This is a genomic window from Enterococcus sp. 3G6_DIV0642, from assembly GCF_002140635.1.
Lineage (GTDB): Bacteria > Bacillota > Bacilli > Lactobacillales > Enterococcaceae > Enterococcus_D > Enterococcus_D casseliflavus.
Genome location: NZ_NGLH01000001.1, coordinates 3,341,787 through 3,362,300, shown reverse-complemented (window position 1 = coordinate 3,362,300; position 20,514 = coordinate 3,341,787). Strand labels below are relative to the sequence as shown.

The window sequence follows — 20,514 nt, the reverse complement described above, 5'->3', positions numbered from 1 at the left end:
GCCTTCTTTATTTTTTTACTGGGAAGAGCTTCGACAAAAGCAAGGATGCGAAGTAGATGATCAGGATCACGACAAAGACGCCGCCCCAACCGAATAACAACAATTCAAATGAAGTCAGTAAATCTTGACTCATAGTTTTCCTCTCCTTTCTAGTGACCTAAGCAATCAGTGCCAGCAGTAAGCCACCGGCGATGACCGAAGCAATCTGTCCTGAAACGTTGGCACCGGCTGCATGCATCAAAATAAAGTTTTGCGGATCTTCATCTGTCGCCATTTTTTGGATGACCCGACTAGACATTGGAAACGCAGAGATACCAGCGGCACCAATCATTGGATTGATTTTTTCTTTACGGAACAAGTTCAGCACTTTCGCAAACAACACGCCGCCGACCGAGTCCATAATGAAGGCAACCAGCCCTAAACCAATAACCATCAATGTATCGACTTGTAAGAATTCTTCATATTGCATTTTCACAGAAATTGATAAACCTAGGAGGATACTAATGATATTCACTAGTTCGTTTTGAGCAGTGATGGACAAACGATCCAAGACACCACATTCCCGTAAGAGATTTCCAAACATCAAAAATCCAACCAGTGGCAATGAAACAGGTGCAATTAACCCTGCTACGATCGAGATCACGATCGGGAACAAAATTTTGGCCGTTTGCGAAACTTCGCCGGCACGATACGACATACGAATTTTTCGTTCATGCTTGGTCGTCACTGCTTTGATGGCAACCGGTTGAATGATCGGTACTAGCGCCATGTAAGAGTAAGCTGCTACCATGATCGCACCCATATATTTCGAGTTCAGCGTATTTGCGACAAAAATCGAAGTCGGACCGTCAGCAGCGCCGATGATCCCGATGGAAGCTGCGTCGTTTAAATCAAAACCAAGCAACACGGCAACGATGATCGTAAAGAAGATCCCGAATTGCGCAGCAGCGCCAAACAACAAAAGAAATGGATTTTGTAGCAAGGGACCAAAATCGATCATCGCGCCAATCCCGATAAACAAAAGCAAGGGGAACAATTCAGTTGAGATCCCCATATCAAACAATACTTGGAACGGGCCAGCTTCTCCGCCAGCACTTAACACACCTGAGTTCGGGAAGTTCACTAACAACGTGCCCAATCCCATGGGTACTAATAAGGTCGGTTCATATTCTTTCTTGATCCCCAAATACATTAATAGACCACCGATGAACATCATAACGATCCGTCCCGGCTCCGATCCTAACCCGACTACACCTTCAATTAACGTTTCCACTACGTCACTTCCTTTTCAATAAATTAGCCGATCGTAATCAGCAGTTCTCCTGGGTTGACCATGTCGCCCGCATTGACTGCAATCGCAACCACGGTTCCTGCTTTTGGTGCCACGATCTCATTTTCCATCTTCATGGCTTCTAAAATCATCAACGACTGATTTTCTTGTACAGTATCACCTACATTGACCAAGAGACGTAAAATCGTTCCCGGCATCGGAGAATGAATCGGCTCGCCATCAGCAGGAAGCGTAGCTGGCGCTGGCTGCGGTGCTACTTCTGGTTCTGGTGTGCTGACTGCCTCTGGTTGAGCAGGTACCGCTGCAGGAGCCGGTGTTGGCACTGCTGGGGCAGGAGCGGTAGGTTGCGGCGCACCGATTTCTTCCATTTCGACAAGGTATTCTTGCCCATCGATCGCTATTTTAAATTTACGTAACATGTTTTTCCCTCACTTGTTTTCATTTTTTTTGGCTATTTTTTTGATTGTGAACTGAGAATCAGGCAGCTCTCCTGCGGCAATACTGGCAGCAATCAGGGCGACTCGCTTAAATTCAGGATTGCGTTTCTCAATTCTTCGAATGACAAACTGACTTTCAGGGTAACATTCAGCCCCTAGTGCGGCGGCTATCAGACTGACTAATGGATAATCTTCTGCAGGCGCTGGCTGATAGCTCGACACTTCTTGCCAATCAGACGCGGGTGGATCCGTTATCATTTCCTGTGGCTTCAAAGGGGAGCTGACAGGCGCATCAGGTTCATCATGCGTTTTTTTGAACAATCTTTTAATAAGATTCATGGGTTTCTCCTTTCTCAATGATTCGTTCCCTTTCATTATAGAAACTCCCGTTCAATCAGCGAGATTTATTTCGGCTAAAAATTGTTTTTTCAGTGTTCCTTTTTTAAAAAAAGAGCGAAAAACCTTAGTAAACGTTGATTTATCAAGGTTTTTCTTGCGTTAATATTCTGTTAAGAACTTTTTAAACGAAAAATAAGATTTGAAAAGAGAAATTGTTTTTTTGCTGTTCTTTTTTAAAACGGGTCTTTTTTTCTATTTCTTGATTGTTTATTCTTAGACGTGTAAAGCATTCAATAACATTATTTCCTTTAAGAAAAGAAAAAGATTCACAAACTAGTGACGCTTGTCGCTAACAAATTACGGGCCTGTAATTTTTTTAAAATGTTTTTTGATAACGCTTACACATTTCGGTGCATGAAAGGAAGAAGAAAATGTTCTTAACGATTTTATCCTATGCTATGATTATTGTCTTCATGTTCGTCATCATGAAGAAAAAAATGTCACCCTTTACATCCTTAGTAATTATCCCATTACTATTTACCCTCGTTGCGATGGTTGCTGGTGTTTCAGAAAAAGGCAATATCGGTGATTTTGTCCTTGAGGGAATCTCCACCACAGCCAACACAGGGATCATGTTGCTGTTTGCGATTTTGTACTTTTCCATTATGTTGGATGCGGGATTGTTTGATCCAATCACGAAAAAAATGATTTATTTTGCTAAAGGCGATCCGATGAAAGTCTTGATGGCAACGGCAGTCGTTGCCGCTGCAGTCTCTTTGAACGGTGATGGAACGACCACGACCTTGATCTGTTGTTCTGCGTTTATTCCCATCTATAAGAAGTTGAATATGAAAATGATGAACCTTGGTGTCTTGATCATTTTGCAAAACACCATCATGAACTTGTTGCCATGGGGAGGACCGACTGCTCGGGCAATGGCCGTGCTGGAAGTTGATGCGGATATTCTTTCTTATTTGTTGCCAGGAATGATTTTGTCTCTGCTCTATGTGGTATTCTTTGTAGCTCGCAGAATGGGGATCCAAGAACGGAAACGTTTAGGAGTTACCGAGCTGACGAACGATGAGATTTTAGAAATGACAACTGTGACTGATCCTGATACATTAGCGATCCGCCGTCCGAAAAACTTTGTCTTCAACGGTATCTTAACGATCGTCTTGATTGGCTGGTTAGTAGCAAGCTCCTTTATCTCTAGTATCGCTTTACCACCAATCTTGTTATTCCTAGTAGGTACGTGTATCGCATTGATGGTCAACTACCCAGTCTTGAAAGACCAGTCGTCACGGATCGGTGCCAACGGTGGTGACGCCGTGCAAGTCGTAATTTTAGTTTTTGCAGCAGGCGTCTTCATGGGCTTGTTCCAAGGCTCAGGGATGGCAACGGCTTTGGCGAATAGCTTCACGCAAATCATCCCTAAACAATTGGCTGGTTTCTGGGGCTTAGTCATTGCCCTGATTTCTGCACCTGGGACCTTCTTTATTTCCAATGACGGATTTTACTTTGGGGTCCTGCCAGTCTTAGCAGAAGCAGGTCGTTCGTATGGTTTCACCAATATGCAGATGGCCTTAGCCTCTTTAATGGGCCAAGCGTTCCACTTGTTAAGTCCATTGGTTGCCTTCATCTACTTGCTATTGCGCTTGACGGGCTTAGATATGGGGCAATGGCAAAAAGAAGCTGCGAAATACGCACTGGGGATTTTCGTGATCTTCGTCGTTACGATCGTGCTATTAGGTCACATGCCGTTTTATATTCCACAGTAATTTCATACAGAAACTATCGAGCAGGCTGCCATTTTGCTCGGTAGTTTTCCTTGTTTATCGATAAACTTATTTTTTCCCAAAAATCTCATTTGTTTTTAGTATGATAGGAGTAAATCATGAATCCAATTATTGATGCAGTAAATAAAAATCTGGATCTGACCAAAAATAAACCATTAAAAGATTTGATCTATGAAGCATTCAAAAAAACCATCATTTTAGGAGATATTCCCGCAGGCTCTCGCATCAATGAGAAAGAATTTTCCGATACGCTAAATATCAGCCGAACCCCGATTCGTTACGCCATGACTCAGCTCGTGGCTGAAAAACTGGTGGAGCATGTGCCAAAAATCGGCATCGTCGTAAAAGGGATCAGTATTAAAGATGCTTATGAGATTTACGATATCCGTAAATCATTGGATACGTTAGCGACCATCAAAGCGATGGACTTGATGACTGAGGAAGATTTCCAGGAGATGCGCTGCTTGTTAGAACATGGCGAACAGCTGAATCGTGAGGATGATGTGGATGGGGTCTTGAAAAACTTTTCGGACTTCAATGCGTTTATTTACGAAAAAAGTCAAATGCTGCGGTTAAAAAGTATCGTGCTAGATCTGCAAGCGTACCTCGTGTATTTTCGTGACATTGCGATTCGCTCTTCTAGAAGAAGGGATGCGGCATTGGCGGAACATTGGCTGATTTATCGCGGCATGAGAACCAATGACACGGAACAGATCACGTTGTTGACCCATGAACATTTGGATCACTCCCTGCAATTTATTCTTGCTGAAATGGAGCGAAGAAAAATTGACTGATTCCCGTCTTTTTACCGCCAGCAACTATGCAGTCAATGCGCTGCACTATGAGGTAGCGTTAGCACCCAAGCCTGGTTTAGTAGATCCTTGCTCCTCTGGTGCGCATCAGGACATGAATGTGTTTACCTTTATCAACAGTATCACTTGTTTGGCGCCGTTTTTTCAGCGCTATAGCCAAGCGGGCTTTGCCCATACAGGCTCGCTGATCCAGCTATTTGACCAGTTACGAGAGATCGGTCAAGAAGCAGAAGAAGCGATGCTTCAGGCAACCAAAGGCATCAATACCCACAAAGGGGCAAATTTTTCCTTTGCAGTTTTGTTGGGGGCGACAGGAGTCTATTATCAACAAAATGGCAAGGCGGAGCTGACGGCTGAAGATACCAATCAGATCCTGCAGCTTGCCGCTGATATCTGCCAGCATTTGGTCAAGCAAGACCTGCAGCAAATCACCCACAAAGACCAATTGTCTTATGGAGAAAAAAATTATTTGACCTACGGCACGATGGGGATTCGTGGAGAAGCTGCAGCTGGGTATCCAACGGTCAAAAAACTGCTGGAGTACTTGCGGCAGCAATCGCAAAAAAACTCCGTTTCCTTGTTGCGCGGATTGGTCTATCTAATGAGTGAAACCGAAGACAGCAACCTTGTCCATCGAGGAGGTTACGAGGCGATGAAGACCGTGCAGCAGGAGATGCAAAAAATTCACCAAGCCAATCTGTCAGATACAGACTTGCTTCGTGAATTAACGATCTATGATCAAGTATTGATCGCACGCCATTTGAGTCCCGGCGGCTCGGCGGATCTTTTAGCATTGGCGCTTTATTTCTTGCAGCTAGAAGGCGTCTCCTTCTGGTAAAAAGGTATAGCCGATCCCCCAAACGGTTTTTAAAAAGCGGGCGTGCTTCGGCTCATCTTCAATTTTGTTTCGCAGATGATTGATAAAAACCATCACGGTATTGGCATCGAATTGGCCATCTTGCCAGACATTGCTGTAAATCTGTTCTTTCGAGAACACTTGATCTGGATTTTCCATGAAAAAGCGCATCAGCATGATTTCTTTTGAAGACAACTTGATGGGCTGATCATTTTTGAAAAACTGATAGCGTTTTTGGTCAAAACGAAACATGCCGCTGCACAGATCGCCTTCCGGTTTGGCGATCCCTTTTTCTCGCAGCACGTTGCGGCGATCAAGAATCGAAACGATTTGTGCTTTTAAGAGTGCTGGTGAAAAAGGCTTCGTAATGTAGTGATCGGCGCCAATCTCATAGCCGTTGATCATGTCTTTTTCGTCACTTTTTCCGCTCAAAAAAACGATCGGCACCGTGGGGTTTTCTTCCCGAATCAGTTGTGCCAAATGATAGCCGTCATTTTCATGCTCTAAACTGATATCCAGTAAAAAAAGATCAAAGCTGACACGAGAGTTGATCGCAATCGTTTTTTCAACGGAATCGGTCTGGTAGATCAAAATACCCGTCGACTGTAAAGATTTCCAAATCAGCCGCCGAATGGCAGGGTCATCATCAACGATTAAAATTTTTTCATCTCGCAAAATATCCGCCTCCTGTATCAATAGTATTATAGTAAATATGAAAGGGGTTTACAATGAAACCGCCATCAAAGTTTTGGCTGTATTTAAGTGTGGTCGCTACCTTATTCATTACACTGATTGGACTTATTTTTACCTTTACAAGTTATAAAAGCGCACAAAGACAAGCTGAAACCGTCGGGTTGCGGCAGTTGGAAACGGTCAACCAAGCGGCGATCAAGCTGATCAGCCGCAGTATCGAATCGTACCACATGGCTCTTGCCAATTATGCCGATGACCACCTCGAAGGCGCCGCCTTGGCTGACTTGCAGCGGCCTTTAACGTTACCAGTGATCAATTCTGCGAACAATGCCATGGTCGGATTGTTTTTGATCAACCAACAAGGTCAGGTCATCGCCCAAAATACCGCAACGGCGGTCAATAAACCAGAAGATCCGCCGGTGCAAGAATTGTTATTCAAAGACCCATCCTTAGACAAAGTATTGGCAGGACGGCAGGTACAAAATGGGCAAGTCTATTTTGATGGCAAGCAGGCCTATTTAAATGTGTATCAGTCCCTAACCCTTGACGACAAAGAAGCGGTTCTTGTGATGCCTTTGAATCTGCAGCGCATGTATCATCATGAATTTACCACCGATCGCAATGTTTCCGGCTATACGATGGTCAAAAACGCCGATATGCGGATCGTTATGCACCCATCGGACGAACAAATTGGTTTTTCCATCGTTGAGAGCCGCAAAAAAGAATTTCCAGAGCTGGATTTCACCGATCTTGAGCGCTTGGAGCAAGAACAAATCGACAATGAAGAAGGCACCTCCGTCTATTATTCTTATTGGTGGAACGAAGAAACACTGCAAAAAGTGCTGAAATTGGCTGCTTATCAATGGATCACCATAGGCGACAGTCGGCTGATCGTCGCTAGCAATGCCGATTTTTTGGAGCAAAGCGGTCTCTTTTTACAAGACAACTTGATTTTGATCGGCCTACTGGGTTTGTTGTTTGTCATTATGATTTTATTGACCGTCCTGATCAAAAACTACATGAAACGCAATCAAGCCTATGTCGAAAACCAAGCATTGAAAGAACGACAACGGCTGTTAAAAGAAAAGCACGAAATCGAAAAAAACATTTTGCAAGAATCAAAACTGGAAACCATTGGCTTGCTAACGACCTCGATCGTCCATGACCTAAACAACTTTTTGACGCCAATGATTGGTCATCTGCAATTGCTGATCGAGGAAAACCAACACGATGAAGTCTTGATGGAGGATTTGCAAGAAGTCTGCAAAGCAGCAGAAAAAGGCAAAGAGTTATCTAGCAATGTGCTGCGTTTTTCGAAACTCGAAAGTGCCGACAAAAATGTGCAGTCAATTGCCGCCACCTTGACAGAGGCCATCGATACTATGCGTGCGCTGTTGCCAAAAGCCTTTTCCCTTACGTATGATATCCAAGAAGTAGGATATGCCGTCTACGAGAAGATCGATCTGCAAGTCATTATTTACAATTTGTTGATGAATGTATACCAAGCAAATGCCGATTGCAGCATTCGCTTGAGCCGCACTTCGACAGAAAGCGCCACCTTTCTGTTTCGTAAGCAAGCTTTCTCCGCGCAACAGGAGTTTGCTTTGATCGAAATCTCCGACAACGGTCCCGGCATACCAGAAGCGATCCAAGAAAAAATCTTTACCCGCTTTTTCACGACCAAGAGTGCCACTGGCGGTACTGGTCTAGGACTCTTCACTGTCTCTTCGATCGTGGAAAAAAACGATTGGTTGATTGATGTTACAAGTACGCCTAAAGGAACCACCTTTTATATTGGTATCCCTCTAACTGATCCCGAAAAAGCCGCTGAAAGTAACTGATCCAATGGGGTGGTTTCAGTGGTCTTTTTCTTGGGTATGTTGGAAGGCATTGATTTTTTGCAGGACTAGCAAGACGAGTACCAAAACAAAGATCGCTAAAGCAAAAAATAGGGCATCGTTCGCCATACCTTCCGTCAACAATAACTCGCGCAAAATCGCAGTAATGCTGATCAGAATCAAGTAACGGACGGGAATATGGTGTCCGTCCTTCATATACCGCAGCAACATCAAAATGATTTCTAATAAAATGAATAACGTGGCAATTTCTTCAATCAAAAAGGACAGGTGGGGCGCTTCACTTAAGGGAAAGAGCGTCGTGCTGATCATAAAAATCGCTTTTCCCATAAAAATCAAGACGACAACGACTAAGATCGCCAACATGCTATCAATACAAATACTGATCACTCGCTCGAACATTCGGGTCAATTTTTCCATTCGCCACTCCATTTCTGCTTTTTCTTTTATTATACAAAAGAAGACGCAGAGCAAAGGGAAAAGAACAGAGAAAGAACAATCGCGGCCATATCTTTTTGACCGTAAGCTTAACGATCCTTCTATGAGCGTGTCTTTTGTGATAGCTTTCAATAGCAGAAAGTAGCGAGAAAAATATATTATCTTTTTTCGGCAAAATTAGAAAACAATGAGAATCAATAGTTAAAATATACACAAATTATTACGGGACACTTAGTTTCTTTTTTTGTTACAATGGTTAAATAAAATAGAACGCTGTTAAAATGTTGCTTAAACAATGTTTTTGTCGCTATCGAATAGAAAAATAGTCCGATCGCAAGATGTTTATCATTGTTAATAAAGTAACAAGTTGGCAGAGTTCGCAAGAAAAATGCTGCTTTTCTTATCGTATATGACGGGGATCAGTGAGGAGAAAAGAGCAAGAAAAACGGAGGGAAACAAATGAAAAAAAGTGGATGGTCAAAATGGGTGATTGGGGCAGCCTCATTATTGTTGCTTAGTGCATGTGGCGCCGATGGCGGAACAAAAGCCAGCAGCAGTGCGGCAAGCTCTTCTTCAGAAAGTGAAGTCACTTCAGGTGCTTCCCAACAAGAGTATACCGATCCAGCAGAGTTAAAAGATCAATATGATATCGTCATCGTTGGTGCTGGCGGTGCAGGGATGGCAGCAGCCTTGTCGGCTAAAGATGCTGGAATGAATCCAGTCATTTTAGAAAAAATGCCGATCGCAGGCGGAAATACCTTGAAATCTTCTGGCGGAATGAACGCATCAGAAACCAAGTTCCAAGAAGCCCAAGGCATTGAAGATTCCAATGAACTATTTTTTGAAGATACCCTAAAAGGTGGTAAAGGAACCAACGATCAAGATCTGCTGCATTATTTAGTAGACAACTCTGCTTCAGCGATTGATTGGTTGGATTCAATGGGGATCACTTTAGACAATATCAGCTATAGCGGCGGTGCCAGTGTAAAACGGATCCATCGTCCTCACGACGGTTCAGCAGTCGGTACGTACTTGGTGGATGGTTTGTTGAGAAACATTCATGAGCAAGAAATTCCTTTATTTGTAAATGCTGATGTGACAAAAATCAATGAAACAGACGGCAAAGTCACTGGCGTCAACGTGAAAATCAATGGCGAAGAAAAAGAAATCGCTGGTGATGCAGTGGTTGTTACTACTGGTGGTTTTGGCTCCAACAAAGAACTGATCGAAAAATATCGTCCAGATCTGAAAGGCTATGTCAGCACGACTTCTGAAGGAAGTACAGGCGATGGCATCAAGATGATCGAAGAATTAGGCGGCGCAACGGTTGATATGGATCAAATCCAAGTCCATCCAACAGTGGTTCAAGATACAGGTATGTTGATCAGTGAAACCGTTCGTGGAGAAGGCGCCATTTTGGTGAACCAACAAGGGGAACGTTTCTACAATGAATTAGAAACCCGCGACAATGTTTCAGCTGCTATTACGGATCTGCCAGAAAGCTATGCCTACTTGATTTTTGACAATGCGTTAGCAGGTAGAGCCAAACAAGTCGATTACTACAAAGAACAAGGTGTAGTGGTAGAAGCCGACACCATCGAAGCCTTAGCTGAAAAAATCGATGTCGATCCAGCAACCTTGAAGAAAACTTTAGATACATGGAACCAAGCAGTGGCAGACAAAGCCGACAAAGATTTCGGTCGTGAAACGGCGATGGACTATGATTTGACGGAAGGACCATTCTATGCGATTCAAATTGCACCTGGGATCCACCATACAATGGGCGGCGTCAAGATCAATACGAAGACCCAAGTGTTGAAAGAAGATGGCACACCAATTACTGGCTTGTATGCAGCAGGTGAAGTGACCGGCGGTATCCACGGACAAAATCGAATCGGCGGCAATGCTGTAGCCGACATTATGGTCTTTGGTCGCCAAGCAGGCGCGCAATCCTCTGATTATGTGAAAGAAAACGGGAAATAAGCGGCTGTTTTTTCCTAAAAAAGATCGTCTATAAAGAAATAAACTTGGAACGAATCCTCTTAAGCGATTAGGAGGAGAATCGTTTCAAGTTTTTTTGTATTTCTAACTGAAAGGACGAAAAACTAGTCATTATAATCTTATAATGATTAATTCGTTTATCATACATATATAAATAAACTATTTATAAATGTAGGGTTTGCTTTTCAATGAATCGGAATCAAGGAATAAACGGATAGGATTGGTTTATTCGATGATAAAAAATTTTAGGAGGCAGATTATGAAAAACGCATTGGTAAAATGGTCGGTCGGGGTGGCAATCTTACTTGGAGGGACCTTGTTCTTCACGGGGAAACAAGTATTTGCTCATGGTTATGTGGAATCACCGGTCAGTCGGGGCTATCAAGGGTCTTTGGATCGCAATACGTTAGGGTGGAGCGCTGCGTTTGAGAAATATGGCAATGTCATTTCAAACCCACAATCATTGGAAACTAAAAAAGGCTTTCCAGAAGCAGGACCAGTAGATGGTCGCATCGCTTCAGCAGATGGTGGACTCGGACAAATCGGGGACTTTGTTCTTGATGAACAAGGAACCAATCGTTGGACCAAACAAGACATCAATCAAGGACCATTGCGGGTCAACTGGCATTATACAGCGCCTCACAAGACCACAAAATGGCATTACTATATCACGAAACCAGGATGGGATCAAAACGCGCCACTTTCAAGAGATAGCTTGGAATTGATCGCTACTGTGAATCACGATGGATCGGCTGCCAGCAATAGCCCAAGCCATACCATTACCATTCCAGAAAATCGTCTCGGTTACCATGTCATTTTAGCGGTCTGGGATGTTGCCGATACGCCAAATGCCTTTTATAACGTGATCGACGTTAACGTTTCTGGTTCAACAGTCATTCCTGAAAAACCAGCAGCACCGGCAAATGTCCGCTCAGAACGAGTGACTAGCAGCACGGTGGCTTTAGCATGGAACGGTCAAACCGATGCGAAAGAATACAACGTGTATCGCGATGGTGCCTTAGTGGCAACGACTACTGAGCCAACCTTTACCGACACGCAATTAAAAGCCAACACAACCTATAGCTATCAAGTAGAAGCTGTCGGCTTTACGGCGTTAGTTTCAGAAAAAAGTGCTGCAGTGAAAGTGACTACCTCAGCAGACAATCAAGTCGAAACCCCTTCGACACCAGGCAACCTGCATCAAATGAGCGTGACAGACAGCAGCGTTTCCTTAATGTGGCAAGCATCGACTCATACAAATGGGATCGCTGGATATGATGTTTACCGCAATGGCGTCAAAATTGCTACGGCCACAGGAACAACCTATGAAGACACGAATCTAGCAGCGGATACAACCTACAATTACCAAATCAAAGCAATCAGCAAAACGGGCGAACAATCCGCTTTCAGTAACCAGCTGAGCGTGAAAACCAATGCCAAAGAAGAAACGGAAACACCTGGAGGCGGGGAGTCAGAATACCGTGTGTGGAAACTAGGTACTTTCTCTGCACCAGAAGTGTATACAAGCGGTGAAATCGTGAGCCATAAAGGCAGCAATTATGTCGTGATTAACACCCACTCAAATTACGGGGACACCACTTGGTCTCCTGATCAAGCACCAACCTTGTTTCAGAAGCTGTAACCCTTGAATGAATCAGTAACGCAAGAGCAGTGCGGTGGCACTGCTCTTTTTGACTCTTTTATGAGGAAATGATTGAACCTTTGTTTGATTCGTGCAACCAATTGGACGAATTCGTTTGAGGAATGCAAAAACAGGTGCTGCTATGCATCATGCGTAGCAGCACCTGTTTTTTGTTCTTGATCAAGAATAGAAGAAACGGATCAAGATCCCACCTAAAATCAGCACGATCGCACCACATAAACGGTTGGCCATTTGGGCAAAAGCAATCATTTCCATTCTATCAGAGGCAGACAATACAGCGATATTGCCTGTTCCCCCCATGGAGTTGTTGATCATACCGGCGCCAATTGCGGTTTCAACGGGGTACATCCCCAATACCATCCCGAAGAACCAGCTGGCAGCCCCCATAGATACGACACTGGTTAGGCAAAGCACGACAAATTGCCAAGTAAAGGCAGAGGCCAATGTTGACAGATCGATCAATGCCAAACCAATCCCCGCCAAGACCGCGTGGGTCAAATTCGTCATCACAACATTGTTGAACATCACCACAGAATCTTCGAGTTTCTTAGGGACAATGTTCAAGGCTTTTAGAATAAAGACAATCACGATCATAAAGGCATACTCGTGAATTTTAGGGAAAAAGTCGCTTAAAATCGCACCAACGACCAACAGTGAGAAGGAAAAGAGCATCCCGACCCCGATTTGTTGGGCATCAAGCGTTATTTTTGGTTTTTCTAATTCTTCTTTCGTGGCATTGATCAGTGTACCATGGCCATTGTATTTGGTTTTAGCAAAGGCCTTAGCGATAAATAAAGCACCAATAATGGCAAGAATATTCCCGAAAGTAACTGCTGGCGCTAATTGAGAAAAGATGGCAGCTTGATTGCCGTTTGCCAAGCCATCAGCATAAATTTGTGAAAGTGGGGTGATTCCCGCACCCATCCCGCCAGACATCATTGGTAGAGAGACATACATCACCGAATCAGCAAAGCCATTGCCTAGCAGCATACCGACAAGGCCGACGGAGAAAAAGCCTACTACCATAGTGATCAAAGCAACGGGAATGAATTTCGTAGAAGCTTTCACCAACAAATTACGGTTCATCCCTAAAATCGAGCCGCAAATCAAAGCGGCAATATAGAAATCAAGAAAGCCAAAACCGCCCCCCATGAAGTCACTGACCGCGTCAATGACTTTCGTGGGTACGAGATGGAAGGAGGCTAAAAGGGTGGCACCAAGCAGGGTAAAAACTGAACCGCCGCCAAGATAAGAATTCATGATCGGGAGTTTTTCCCCAATGAAATACAGCAGGTGTCCTAAGGCAACCAGTAAAATGGTGATCCCAACCATATTTAATGGCAACTTGTCTAAGGCAATCGCACTGAATATGACAACCATGAAAAAGAGATACAAGGGAAGACTAATTCCCGAAATCGTCATCGTTTTTAATTTATTCATTTTTCAGACCTTCCTAGTATGTTGGATACCATTTGAGATTTTGGACAGCTTTTGCCATATCGGTTTCTTGCGCTTGGGCTAACCCTTGTTCTTTGGCTTTATTGGCAACTGCTTCAGCCACTTTGATAGAAACGTCCGCAACGTATTCAAATGGTGGAAGAACTGGTGCACCGGGTTGGCTCAAGTCAACCAAACCACTTAATGAGTGAGCAGCGGCACCAATCATTTCATCGGTCAAGAGAGAGGCTTCTGAAGCCAACATACCTAACCCTAGACCAGGATAGATCAAGGCGTTGTTTGCTTGACCGATTTGGTAGTCGACCCCTTTGTATTGGATCGTTCCTGAAGGGACACCGGTTGCCACAAAGGCTTTTCCATCAGACCATTCGATTACTTGTTCAGCCGTTGCTTCTAATTTTTTGGTTGGATTCGAGATAGGGAAAATCACTGGACGAGCAGTGTTTTCACACATCGCTTCCACAACTTCTTTGGTAAAGGCACCGGCATTGGTTGAAGTACCGACCAAAATCGTTGGTTTTGCGACTTTAATGACATTGATCAATTGCGTCATATCGCCAGCATTGGCAAAGTCAGCCCGTTTTTTGGCAAATGGTTTTTGTGCAGGAGTCAAATCGGACATATCATCGAACAAAAGCCCTTGTTTGTCAACCATAAAGAAATGATTGTAGGCTTCTTCTTCTGAAAGACCTTCGCTGACCATTTCGGCATGGACACGGCTGGCAATCCCGGCACCAGCGGAACCACCGCCATAACATAAGTAGACTTGATCCGTTAATTTTTCACCTGTAATATCTAATGCGCCGAAGATACCGCCCAGTACAACGATTCCCGTTCCTTGGATATCATCATTGAAAGTTGGAATCGATTGTTTGTATTTGTCCAAAATCGTTGCAGCATTTGAACGGCCAAAGTCTTCCCAATGCAAGTAAAGTTTAGGGAACAATGATTCTGCCGTTTGAACAAATTGATCGATGAATTGGTAATAGGCATCACCGTAGACACGTTCTTGCCGATTGCCTAGATACAAATGATCCTCTAACAATTCTTTACGGTTGGTCCCAGCATCGATCACGATTGGTAAAACAGAAGCAGGGTCGATCCCAGCAGCTGCTGTATAAATCATCAATTTACCGACAGAAATATCGACACCTTGGACACCCCAGTCACCAATCCCAAGAATCCCTTCAGCGTCAGTGGCTACGATCAAGCGAATGTCCCGATCGCCAGCGGCATTTTTCAACGTTTCTTCGATGTTTTCTGGATGATTGATATCTAAGTATGCTGCATATTGAGGATCAACGAATAGGCGGCTGTAATTTTCAATGGTGTCAGCAATCGTTGGATCGTAGACGATCGGATTGAATTCAACGATATGTTGGTTGAACAAATAGTAGAACAATGTCCGATTGGTATTAAAGATCTCCATTAAAAAGTGACGTTTTTCAATGTCGGATTCTTTGGTGACATATTGTAAATAGGCTTGTTCTGCTTGTTCTTCGATCGTTTGTACGTGAGGGGGCAATAAACCGATCAACCCTAGTTCTTTTCGTTCTTCTTGCGTAAACGCGGTTCCTTTGTTTAAAAATGGGTTATTTAAAATGTCATGTGCTTTCATTATGTTCCTCCAATAGGTGTATTTTGAGTACTCGTTCATTTCCATTAGCTACTTTAATCCTCGGACAGAATTATAGTCAACTATCGGTGGTATAATAAAAATTATTTATAACAAAACCGATGCGAGCTTGAATCGGCTAAGGGAGAAATCAGACGATGAACATACGAGATTTAGAATACTTTAACGCTTTGGCAGAGATGCTTTCTTTTACGCAAGTGGCGCATAAATTTGCTGTCAGTCAACCAACCGTCAGCTACGCTATCAAACGCTTGGAAGAGCATTATGGCTGTGATTTGATCGCTCGAGAAGCCTCTCATCGCTCCATCTCATTGACGACAGAGGGGGAAATTTTGAAGGCTCATGCGCAATATATCTTAGATGAATTTGTGACCTTGGACCGAGCCATCGACCATGCTAAAAACAATCGGACCCACATCGGTTTGCCGCCAATCATTCGTTCCAAAGTCTTTTCAAAACTCTTAGATGAAAAAGAGATCATCCGCTTTATTTCGAAATTTCACTTGGTATCTGGGGGATCCAATGAATTGCTTTCAAAACTATTATCAGGAAAAATCGATTTCAGCTTGTTGGGCAGTGTCAATCCCCTCGTCCACCCGAATCTGCAGGTGAAGTTGCTGCACCAGCAAGAGTTTTTTATCTTTGTGTCAAAAGAAAATCCATTGGCAGAAAAAAAGGAAATCTCATTCGAAGAAGCTGCTGAATATCCCTTTATCCTATTGGAAAAAGGCTATACCCATATGCGCGCCTTTCAGAATTTAAGTGAGAAATCAAAGAAGAAGCCAGAAGTCCCCTTTTATTTTTCAGACGTCCAGACGATTGGCCAACTGGTCAGTTCCAATATAGGCATTACCCTGATGACGGAATTTCCCGTGTTTCAAGAAATGGAAGGCTTAGTGAAAATACCACTGGTCCCTGAAGATAAGGAGATCTTTTATATTCAATATGCCTACTTAAAGAGTGCGATGTTGAATCAAGAGGTCCAGAAGTTGATTAGGATCTTGGATGAGCTGTCTTGGGAGGATGAAGGGTGAGGAATGGGGGTTTCTTGAGGTAAGGTCAGAGAAAAATGGTGTCGGTATGTGTTCTTGAGCTGCTGAAATAAAAGGGATCTTTCAACGTGGAAAAAACAAATGGATGGTTCCTTTAAACGATGAAACGAGAAAAAAATTCCTTTACTTAGACCGTTCTTATCGCATGAAAAAACGCTGGAAGCCTTGATAAATATCGGTTTTTAGCGTGGGTTTTTGGTATAATAGTAGGACAGTAAAGTTTGTGACGGTGGCTATCTTTTGAAAGGTGGTGGTGCTTATGAAAGTAAGTGTTCACTCTTTAGAAAGGAGAAGCCTTTTGTCTGTAGCTGAAGCATTAGGGCTAATGATTAGTTTCGGTTCTTTAATCGCAACGATTATCTTTGGCATCCTAACTGCAGCAAAAAACGACAAAAAAAAGTAACCAGTCACTAAACTTTGGCGAGTTGACTGATTACTAAAATAATATAAAACTTGCCACCGTCTTAAACGGTGCTGTAGGGGAGTTGTTCACGCAACTCCTCTTTACACAGTAATTATAGCAAGATTTCGGTGAGATATCAATCATTGACGCTACAGACGTGCTATTGCACGTCTATTTTTTTGCCCTCCTAAGTGGTGGGGAGCAGCTGGAAGGTGGAGGGCAAAAAAGATCGCTTTTCTTTCTTAAAAATTTCTAAGTACTACCATTGTTCCATAATTTAATAACACATTTTCTCGGTATTATTAATCTATCGGGTACTTAAAATATCTTTCATGTGCATGAAGAAACTGAATGAACAATGGAAAATACCAATAACGCCCTACAATCGGCGCTTATACTGGCTGCCTAGCTGGACAAAATGTGATTGCGGTGAGTTAGTAAAACAAGTTTATGTGAAAAAAGGGGATTTTTTCTATCCTGATGGGCTTTTTAAGTAACGCTGCGACGGTTGAGAATCTGCAATTTACGCAAAGAAAAGAAGAGTTAGGTATTTTTAAGAAGAACGAAGCAAAGGCAATCCTTGATGCCATACATGCACTATAAGATGAAGAGGATGTGATCCGCAAAACTTTTACAGATAGCGGTCATGTTGACTGGGTATCTGGAACGTATTTTGATTTTGAGATTGCAAAATTAACGTTTGAATAATTACTGAAGGAATGGTCAAAACCAATTAGAGGAGGAACAACAATGGATGATTTATTTCTAAATAAGGAACACTTTTCTGGGCGCCATTTTTGGAGTTAGTAAAGAGTCTTATATAGGATTGAATAGTTTGATTAAGTCGGATAATCACTTAGTAAATATTCTAATAACCAAGGTCAATCCTTTTGAAATTATCAGTATAATCATACTCGCATATCTGTTTACAAAAAAATAGAAGGAAGTAAAAAAGATTTTACACTTATTATTTCTATATGGTATATCCTGGATTTGCTTATTCTTTACTTTTTTTCTAACTAAGAGGGGTTACTTTTCTGATGTTCCAAGATTACAAGAAAGAAATGCAAAATTAATGTGTTATTTTTTTTAACTTACTTTATTATTGTTATTATTAGTTTGATGTTCATAAACTTAGATCGGCCAGAAGTAGTAATGGGCGAAAATGATTTTTACTTTTTCACAAAAGTTTTTTTCAATAATTTCATTTTTTTTTATATTATGTAGCGGATGTGTTCTAAATAAGTATGTTACCTATGTTGTAATAATATCTAATGCTTATCTTCTAGGCATTAATACGCCGCTAATTATTATGTTACAAATGGGTGCAGTATCCGTTCTACTTCATGGAGGGATCGAGTTTTTTGGTTTTTTCTTGGGTGCACTTATTGGTTTGAAAAGTATTGAATATCATGTGGCAAACGTCAAAAATACAAAATTAATTTTATTATTAGGAATTATCGCTATTTTTCTAGGTGCATTGGTAGAAGCATATATCACCGCTATTTTTAATGATTTAAATAAGGAGAATTACTATGCAGGAAATTTTGAAAGTAACAGATGTTAATTTTGAGAGGAGCGACTTTAGTCTCAACAACATAAGTTTTAAACTCTACAGTGGGGATATTGTTGGTTTGATAGGTGAAAATGGTGCAGGGAAAACAACTTTATTTAACGTAATATTTAAAAATTTAGAGCCGTCCAATGGAGAAATATCTTTTTGGGGCGATCAGCACACAAAAACAGACAAATCAGAAATGGCCATTATTCTAGACAAAAATCATTTCAACGCATCATTTACAGCTATTGATATAAACTCTATTTTTAGCAAAGTTTTTAACAACTGGAACAAGGAGCTATTTTTTTCATACATAAAGGAATTCGACTTACCAAAAGATAAAAAAATTAACGATTATTCACATGGTATGAAAGTGAAATTAAATTTTGCCTATGCTTTTTTTCGAAAGCCCAAATTGTTGTTGCTGGATGAGGCAACTAATGGATTGGATCCCGTATTTAGAGATACATTACTATCTTATATATCAGATTTTTCAAAGGAAACTGGATGTGCTGTGTTTATTCCTTAAGGAATAAGATTAAAATAATGTATGTTATCTCATTTTTGATCATATACTTTACTGCTGTTTTGATATTTAAAGAAACTGGGCTTATAATAGCTAATATTATTAGTATATTTTTTTCTGTATCGATTGTACTACCATTATTCACAGATGATCATAAAGACGATTGGTACTATTTTTCTACTACTTTGCCTATTAGACATACGGATATAGTCCTATCAAGATATACTGTTATGGGAGTTGTTCTAGCAACTATTTCACTATTCAATTTGATTGTAGATTCTATATTTTTACTTTTTTACAACCAATACTCAATTTTGGTATACTTAAGTGTTATAGGATTATCAATAGCTATTAGTGTAATATACACTTCCCTTTTAATACCAGCGGTTTATTTAGCTGGAATAAACGGAAGCTCAATCGTTTTTCTGATACTGATTGTTATATTCATGTTAGTTCAAAACTTATTGAAAACTTCTATGATAAATGAAATATTTAAATTATCAAATTACATTCTCTTTTTCTGCTTGTTCTTAGTTTGTTTATTGTTTTTGCTTATATGGATATACCTATCTTTTAGAATTACAAAAAAGATGGTTAACCAATGTCCAAATACAGATTAAAGGAGCTTTAACATGTACGATGTAAAGTCAAAAAAATTTTATTGTAACAGATGTAAGAAAGAAATAAGTACTTATGAAACATGTTGGACTAAATGGCAATTTCCTCCCAAAATCAATAGCGCTCAAGAAAAATCCCTCAAGGCTTTAGAGAATCAAAATGCATCTATCTTATGTTTAAAGTGCGCCAACAATATTTTCTCTGAACCGTTTTAAAAAGTTGATGTATTTATACTTCCCGTTATTAGTTACCAAATAAGATGTATTTCAGGATAAAAAAGGTGTCAGAAACTTAATAGTTTTTGATCCTTTTTTGATCCCTCGTTTAAGGGGGCACTGGAACATCCGTACAGAAAATAGCGGTAGTTTTTGGGAATGATTAATTAGAATCATTTTGACAATGACTTTTTGAAACTATAAAACATTGTTATAATAAGATTTTATAACTTATTTTACTGATTGCCAAAAACTAATGTTCCAGTGGCCCTTATAGAGACAAATTTATAACAAGAAAAGTCTATTCTGAAAAACACTATATAATAAATATATACACGTTATAGTGTTTTATCACGAAGGGATGATTCATATGGTTTTTGAGCGGAAATGTTACGGTGACCAAGGGAAAGTACCTGTTACACCGTATAATCAACGATGGTATTGGCCACCTGATTGGATAGAATGCGATTGTGGTGATCTAGAAAAAATTACGGTAAGGAAAGGAAATTCTTTTTACTCAAATGGACATTATCTATGCAAAACTTGTGACCGAGAGTATCGAAAAATTGATGGTACTAATCGATTTGTTTTAGTGAGAGATAAGGTAAATTAAAAAATTTATTAATCCATGTATTCTTAGAGCATTGCTAATAGTGCAGTGTTTTTTTTATGAAGATGATGCAACTACTTTATAAAATTTACCTAATAATGTATTTCCCTTCTATATCAGTAATCGTTTACAGTATTGTTTTATTACATCTTCAAACTGTTATCTAGACTAAGACATGTTTTTTTTATATAATCAAGATAATTAATTACTTGAGGGGTTTAATAATGAAAAAGAACTATCAAAAATTATTTTTGTC

General features: G+C 41.1%; 19 protein-coding genes. 11 read left to right on the top strand and 8 right to left on the bottom strand.

All coding sequences use genetic code 11. The annotated features are described in order from the left end of the window. Nucleotides 1–7: 7 nt before the first annotated feature. From A5878_RS17745 to A5878_RS16270, 4 genes are read right to left on the bottom strand one after another with little or no spacing between them, the layout of a single operon-like run. A complete protein-coding gene (locus A5878_RS17745; RefSeq protein ID WP_008381833.1) occupies nucleotides 8–133 on the bottom strand; it encodes an OadG-related small transporter subunit in 126 nt (41 codons plus the stop codon). Between the two features lie 24 nt (nucleotides 134–157). Then, nucleotides 158–1,273 (bottom strand): sodium ion-translocating decarboxylase subunit beta, encoded by a 1,116-nt coding sequence (locus tag A5878_RS16280; protein ID WP_005230469.1) that lies wholly within the window; start codon nucleotides 1,271–1,273, stop codon nucleotides 158–160. 23 nt (nucleotides 1,274–1,296) lie between these two features. Beyond that, nucleotides 1,297–1,710 (bottom strand): acetyl-CoA carboxylase biotin carboxyl carrier protein subunit, encoded by a 414-nt coding sequence (locus A5878_RS16275; RefSeq protein WP_005230471.1) that lies wholly within the window; start codon nucleotides 1,708–1,710, stop codon nucleotides 1,297–1,299. A 9-nt stretch (nucleotides 1,711–1,719) separates the two neighbouring features. Beyond that, entirely contained in the window at nucleotides 1,720–2,067 is a 348-nt protein-coding gene (locus A5878_RS16270; RefSeq protein ID WP_034869502.1) for a hypothetical protein, read from the bottom strand. Between the two features lie 431 nt (nucleotides 2,068–2,498). Here A5878_RS16270 and A5878_RS16265 point away from each other — a divergent pair, with 431 nt between their 5' ends. The 3 genes from A5878_RS16265 to citG all read left to right on the top strand — a co-directional run bounded on the left by A5878_RS16265 (nucleotide 2,499) and on the right by citG (nucleotide 5,513). After that, nucleotides 2,499–3,845: a CitMHS family transporter gene (locus tag A5878_RS16265; protein WP_034869500.1), complete on the top strand. Its 1,347-nt coding sequence runs from the start codon at nucleotides 2,499–2,501 to the stop codon at nucleotides 3,843–3,845. A 116-nt stretch (nucleotides 3,846–3,961) separates the two neighbouring features. Further along, a complete protein-coding gene (locus tag A5878_RS16260) occupies nucleotides 3,962–4,657 on the top strand; it encodes a GntR family transcriptional regulator (RefSeq protein WP_005230494.1) in 696 nt (231 codons plus the stop codon). Then, nucleotides 4,650–5,513, top strand: a complete 864-nt coding sequence (gene citG / locus A5878_RS16255) for a triphosphoribosyl-dephospho-CoA synthase CitG (RefSeq protein WP_228077415.1) — start codon at nucleotides 4,650–4,652, stop codon at nucleotides 5,511–5,513. Before A5878_RS16260 ends, citG begins: the two co-directional genes overlap by 8 nt. Here the strand turns inward: citG and A5878_RS16250 are convergent. After that, a complete protein-coding gene (locus A5878_RS16250) occupies nucleotides 5,490–6,206 on the bottom strand; it encodes a response regulator transcription factor (protein ID WP_005230498.1) in 717 nt (238 codons plus the stop codon). The two genes, citG and A5878_RS16250, sit on opposite strands and share 24 nt — an antisense overlap. A gap of 53 nt (nucleotides 6,207–6,259) precedes the next feature. Here A5878_RS16250 and A5878_RS16245 point away from each other — a divergent pair, with 53 nt between their 5' ends. Further along, complete coding sequence (locus A5878_RS16245) at nucleotides 6,260–8,065, top strand: sensor histidine kinase (protein ID WP_005230500.1); 1,806 nt, start codon at nucleotides 6,260–6,262, stop codon at nucleotides 8,063–8,065. A gap of 15 nt (nucleotides 8,066–8,080) precedes the next feature. On the opposite strand, the gene A5878_RS16240 is transcribed toward A5878_RS16245, so the two are convergent. Beyond that, nucleotides 8,081–8,500: a phosphate-starvation-inducible PsiE family protein gene (locus tag A5878_RS16240; protein WP_034869496.1), complete on the bottom strand. Its 420-nt coding sequence runs from the start codon at nucleotides 8,498–8,500 to the stop codon at nucleotides 8,081–8,083. Between the two features lie 477 nt (nucleotides 8,501–8,977). Here A5878_RS16240 and A5878_RS16235 point away from each other — a divergent pair, with 477 nt between their 5' ends. Together A5878_RS16235 and A5878_RS16230 are read left to right on the top strand one after the other, a co-directional pair. Continuing rightward, nucleotides 8,978–10,501 carry a flavocytochrome c gene (locus A5878_RS16235; protein ID WP_015510577.1) on the top strand — a complete coding sequence of 508 codons (1,524 nt, stop codon included), beginning with the start codon at nucleotides 8,978–8,980 and terminating at the stop codon, nucleotides 10,499–10,501. 277 nt (nucleotides 10,502–10,778) lie between these two features. After that, on the top strand, nucleotides 10,779–12,161 hold the full coding sequence (locus tag A5878_RS16230; RefSeq protein ID WP_034869493.1) for a lytic polysaccharide monooxygenase: 1,383 nt from the start codon (nucleotides 10,779–10,781) through the stop codon (nucleotides 12,159–12,161). A 180-nt stretch (nucleotides 12,162–12,341) separates the two neighbouring features. Here A5878_RS16230 and A5878_RS16220 read toward each other — a convergent pair whose 3' ends face one another. Then, nucleotides 12,342–13,622: a 2-hydroxycarboxylate transporter family protein gene (locus tag A5878_RS16220; protein WP_005230514.1), complete on the bottom strand. Its 1,281-nt coding sequence runs from the start codon at nucleotides 13,620–13,622 to the stop codon at nucleotides 12,342–12,344. A 13-nt stretch (nucleotides 13,623–13,635) separates the two neighbouring features. Then, nucleotides 13,636–15,297, bottom strand: a complete 1,662-nt coding sequence (locus A5878_RS16215; protein ID WP_276527804.1) for a malolactic enzyme — start codon at nucleotides 15,295–15,297, stop codon at nucleotides 13,636–13,638. 116 nt (nucleotides 15,298–15,413) lie between these two features. Here A5878_RS16215 and A5878_RS16210 point away from each other — a divergent pair, with 116 nt between their 5' ends. The 5 genes from A5878_RS16210 to A5878_RS16185 all read left to right on the top strand — a co-directional run bounded on the left by A5878_RS16210 (nucleotide 15,414) and on the right by A5878_RS16185 (nucleotide 19,435). Next, nucleotides 15,414–16,310 (top strand): LysR family transcriptional regulator, encoded by an 897-nt coding sequence (locus tag A5878_RS16210; RefSeq protein WP_005230517.1) that lies wholly within the window; start codon nucleotides 15,414–15,416, stop codon nucleotides 16,308–16,310. A gap of 277 nt (nucleotides 16,311–16,587) precedes the next feature. Next, the gene (locus A5878_RS16205; RefSeq protein ID WP_015510573.1) at nucleotides 16,588–16,731 is read left to right on the top strand and encodes a putative holin-like toxin; all 144 of its coding nucleotides are present in this window, start codon (nucleotides 16,588–16,590) and stop codon (nucleotides 16,729–16,731) included. Nucleotides 16,732–17,896: 1,165 nt separating this feature from the next. Continuing rightward, complete coding sequence (locus A5878_RS16195) at nucleotides 17,897–18,298, top strand: hypothetical protein (RefSeq protein ID WP_005230519.1); 402 nt, start codon at nucleotides 17,897–17,899, stop codon at nucleotides 18,296–18,298. Beyond that, complete coding sequence (locus tag A5878_RS16190) at nucleotides 18,267–18,818, top strand: ATP-binding cassette domain-containing protein (protein WP_005230521.1); 552 nt, start codon at nucleotides 18,267–18,269, stop codon at nucleotides 18,816–18,818. The genes A5878_RS16195 and A5878_RS16190 overlap by 32 nt, the downstream gene beginning before the upstream one ends. Next, nucleotides 18,797–19,435 carry an ABC-2 transporter permease gene (locus A5878_RS16185; RefSeq protein WP_005230522.1) on the top strand — a complete coding sequence of 213 codons (639 nt, stop codon included), beginning with the start codon at nucleotides 18,797–18,799 and terminating at the stop codon, nucleotides 19,433–19,435. Before A5878_RS16190 ends, A5878_RS16185 begins: the two co-directional genes overlap by 22 nt. Nucleotides 19,436–20,514 lie beyond the last annotated feature (1,079 nt).

Coding starts and splice junctions, on each gene's coding strand:
- A5878_RS17745 (WP_008381833.1), bottom strand. CDS start 133: ATGAGTCAAGATTTACTGACTTCATTTGAATTGTTGTTATTCGGTTGG.
- A5878_RS16275 (WP_005230471.1), bottom strand. CDS start 1,710: ATGTTACGTAAATTTAAAATAGCGATCGATGGGCAAGAATACCTTGTC.
- A5878_RS16270 (WP_034869502.1), bottom strand. CDS start 2,067: ATGAATCTTATTAAAAGATTGTTCAAAAAAACGCATGATGAACCTGAT.
- A5878_RS16265 (WP_034869500.1), top strand. CDS start 2,499: ATGTTCTTAACGATTTTATCCTATGCTATGATTATTGTCTTCATGTTC.
- A5878_RS16260 (WP_005230494.1), top strand. CDS start 3,962: ATGAATCCAATTATTGATGCAGTAAATAAAAATCTGGATCTGACCAAA.
- A5878_RS16245 (WP_005230500.1), top strand. CDS start 6,260: ATGAAACCGCCATCAAAGTTTTGGCTGTATTTAAGTGTGGTCGCTACC.
- A5878_RS16240 (WP_034869496.1), bottom strand. CDS start 8,500: ATGGAAAAATTGACCCGAATGTTCGAGCGAGTGATCAGTATTTGTATT.
- A5878_RS16235 (WP_015510577.1), top strand. CDS start 8,978: ATGAAAAAAAGTGGATGGTCAAAATGGGTGATTGGGGCAGCCTCATTA.
- A5878_RS16230 (WP_034869493.1), top strand. CDS start 10,779: ATGAAAAACGCATTGGTAAAATGGTCGGTCGGGGTGGCAATCTTACTT.
- A5878_RS16220 (WP_005230514.1), bottom strand. CDS start 13,622: ATGAATAAATTAAAAACGATGACGATTTCGGGAATTAGTCTTCCCTTG.
- A5878_RS16215 (WP_276527804.1), bottom strand. CDS start 15,297: ATGAACGAGTACTCAAAATACACCTATTGGAGGAACATAATGAAAGCA.
- A5878_RS16210 (WP_005230517.1), top strand. CDS start 15,414: ATGAACATACGAGATTTAGAATACTTTAACGCTTTGGCAGAGATGCTT.
- A5878_RS16205 (WP_015510573.1), top strand. CDS start 16,588: ATGAAAGTAAGTGTTCACTCTTTAGAAAGGAGAAGCCTTTTGTCTGTA.
- A5878_RS16195 (WP_005230519.1), top strand. CDS start 17,897: ATGATTTTTACTTTTTCACAAAAGTTTTTTTCAATAATTTCATTTTTT.
- A5878_RS16190 (WP_005230521.1), top strand. CDS start 18,267: ATGCAGGAAATTTTGAAAGTAACAGATGTTAATTTTGAGAGGAGCGAC.
- A5878_RS16185 (WP_005230522.1), top strand. CDS start 18,797: ATGTGCTGTGTTTATTCCTTAAGGAATAAGATTAAAATAATGTATGTT.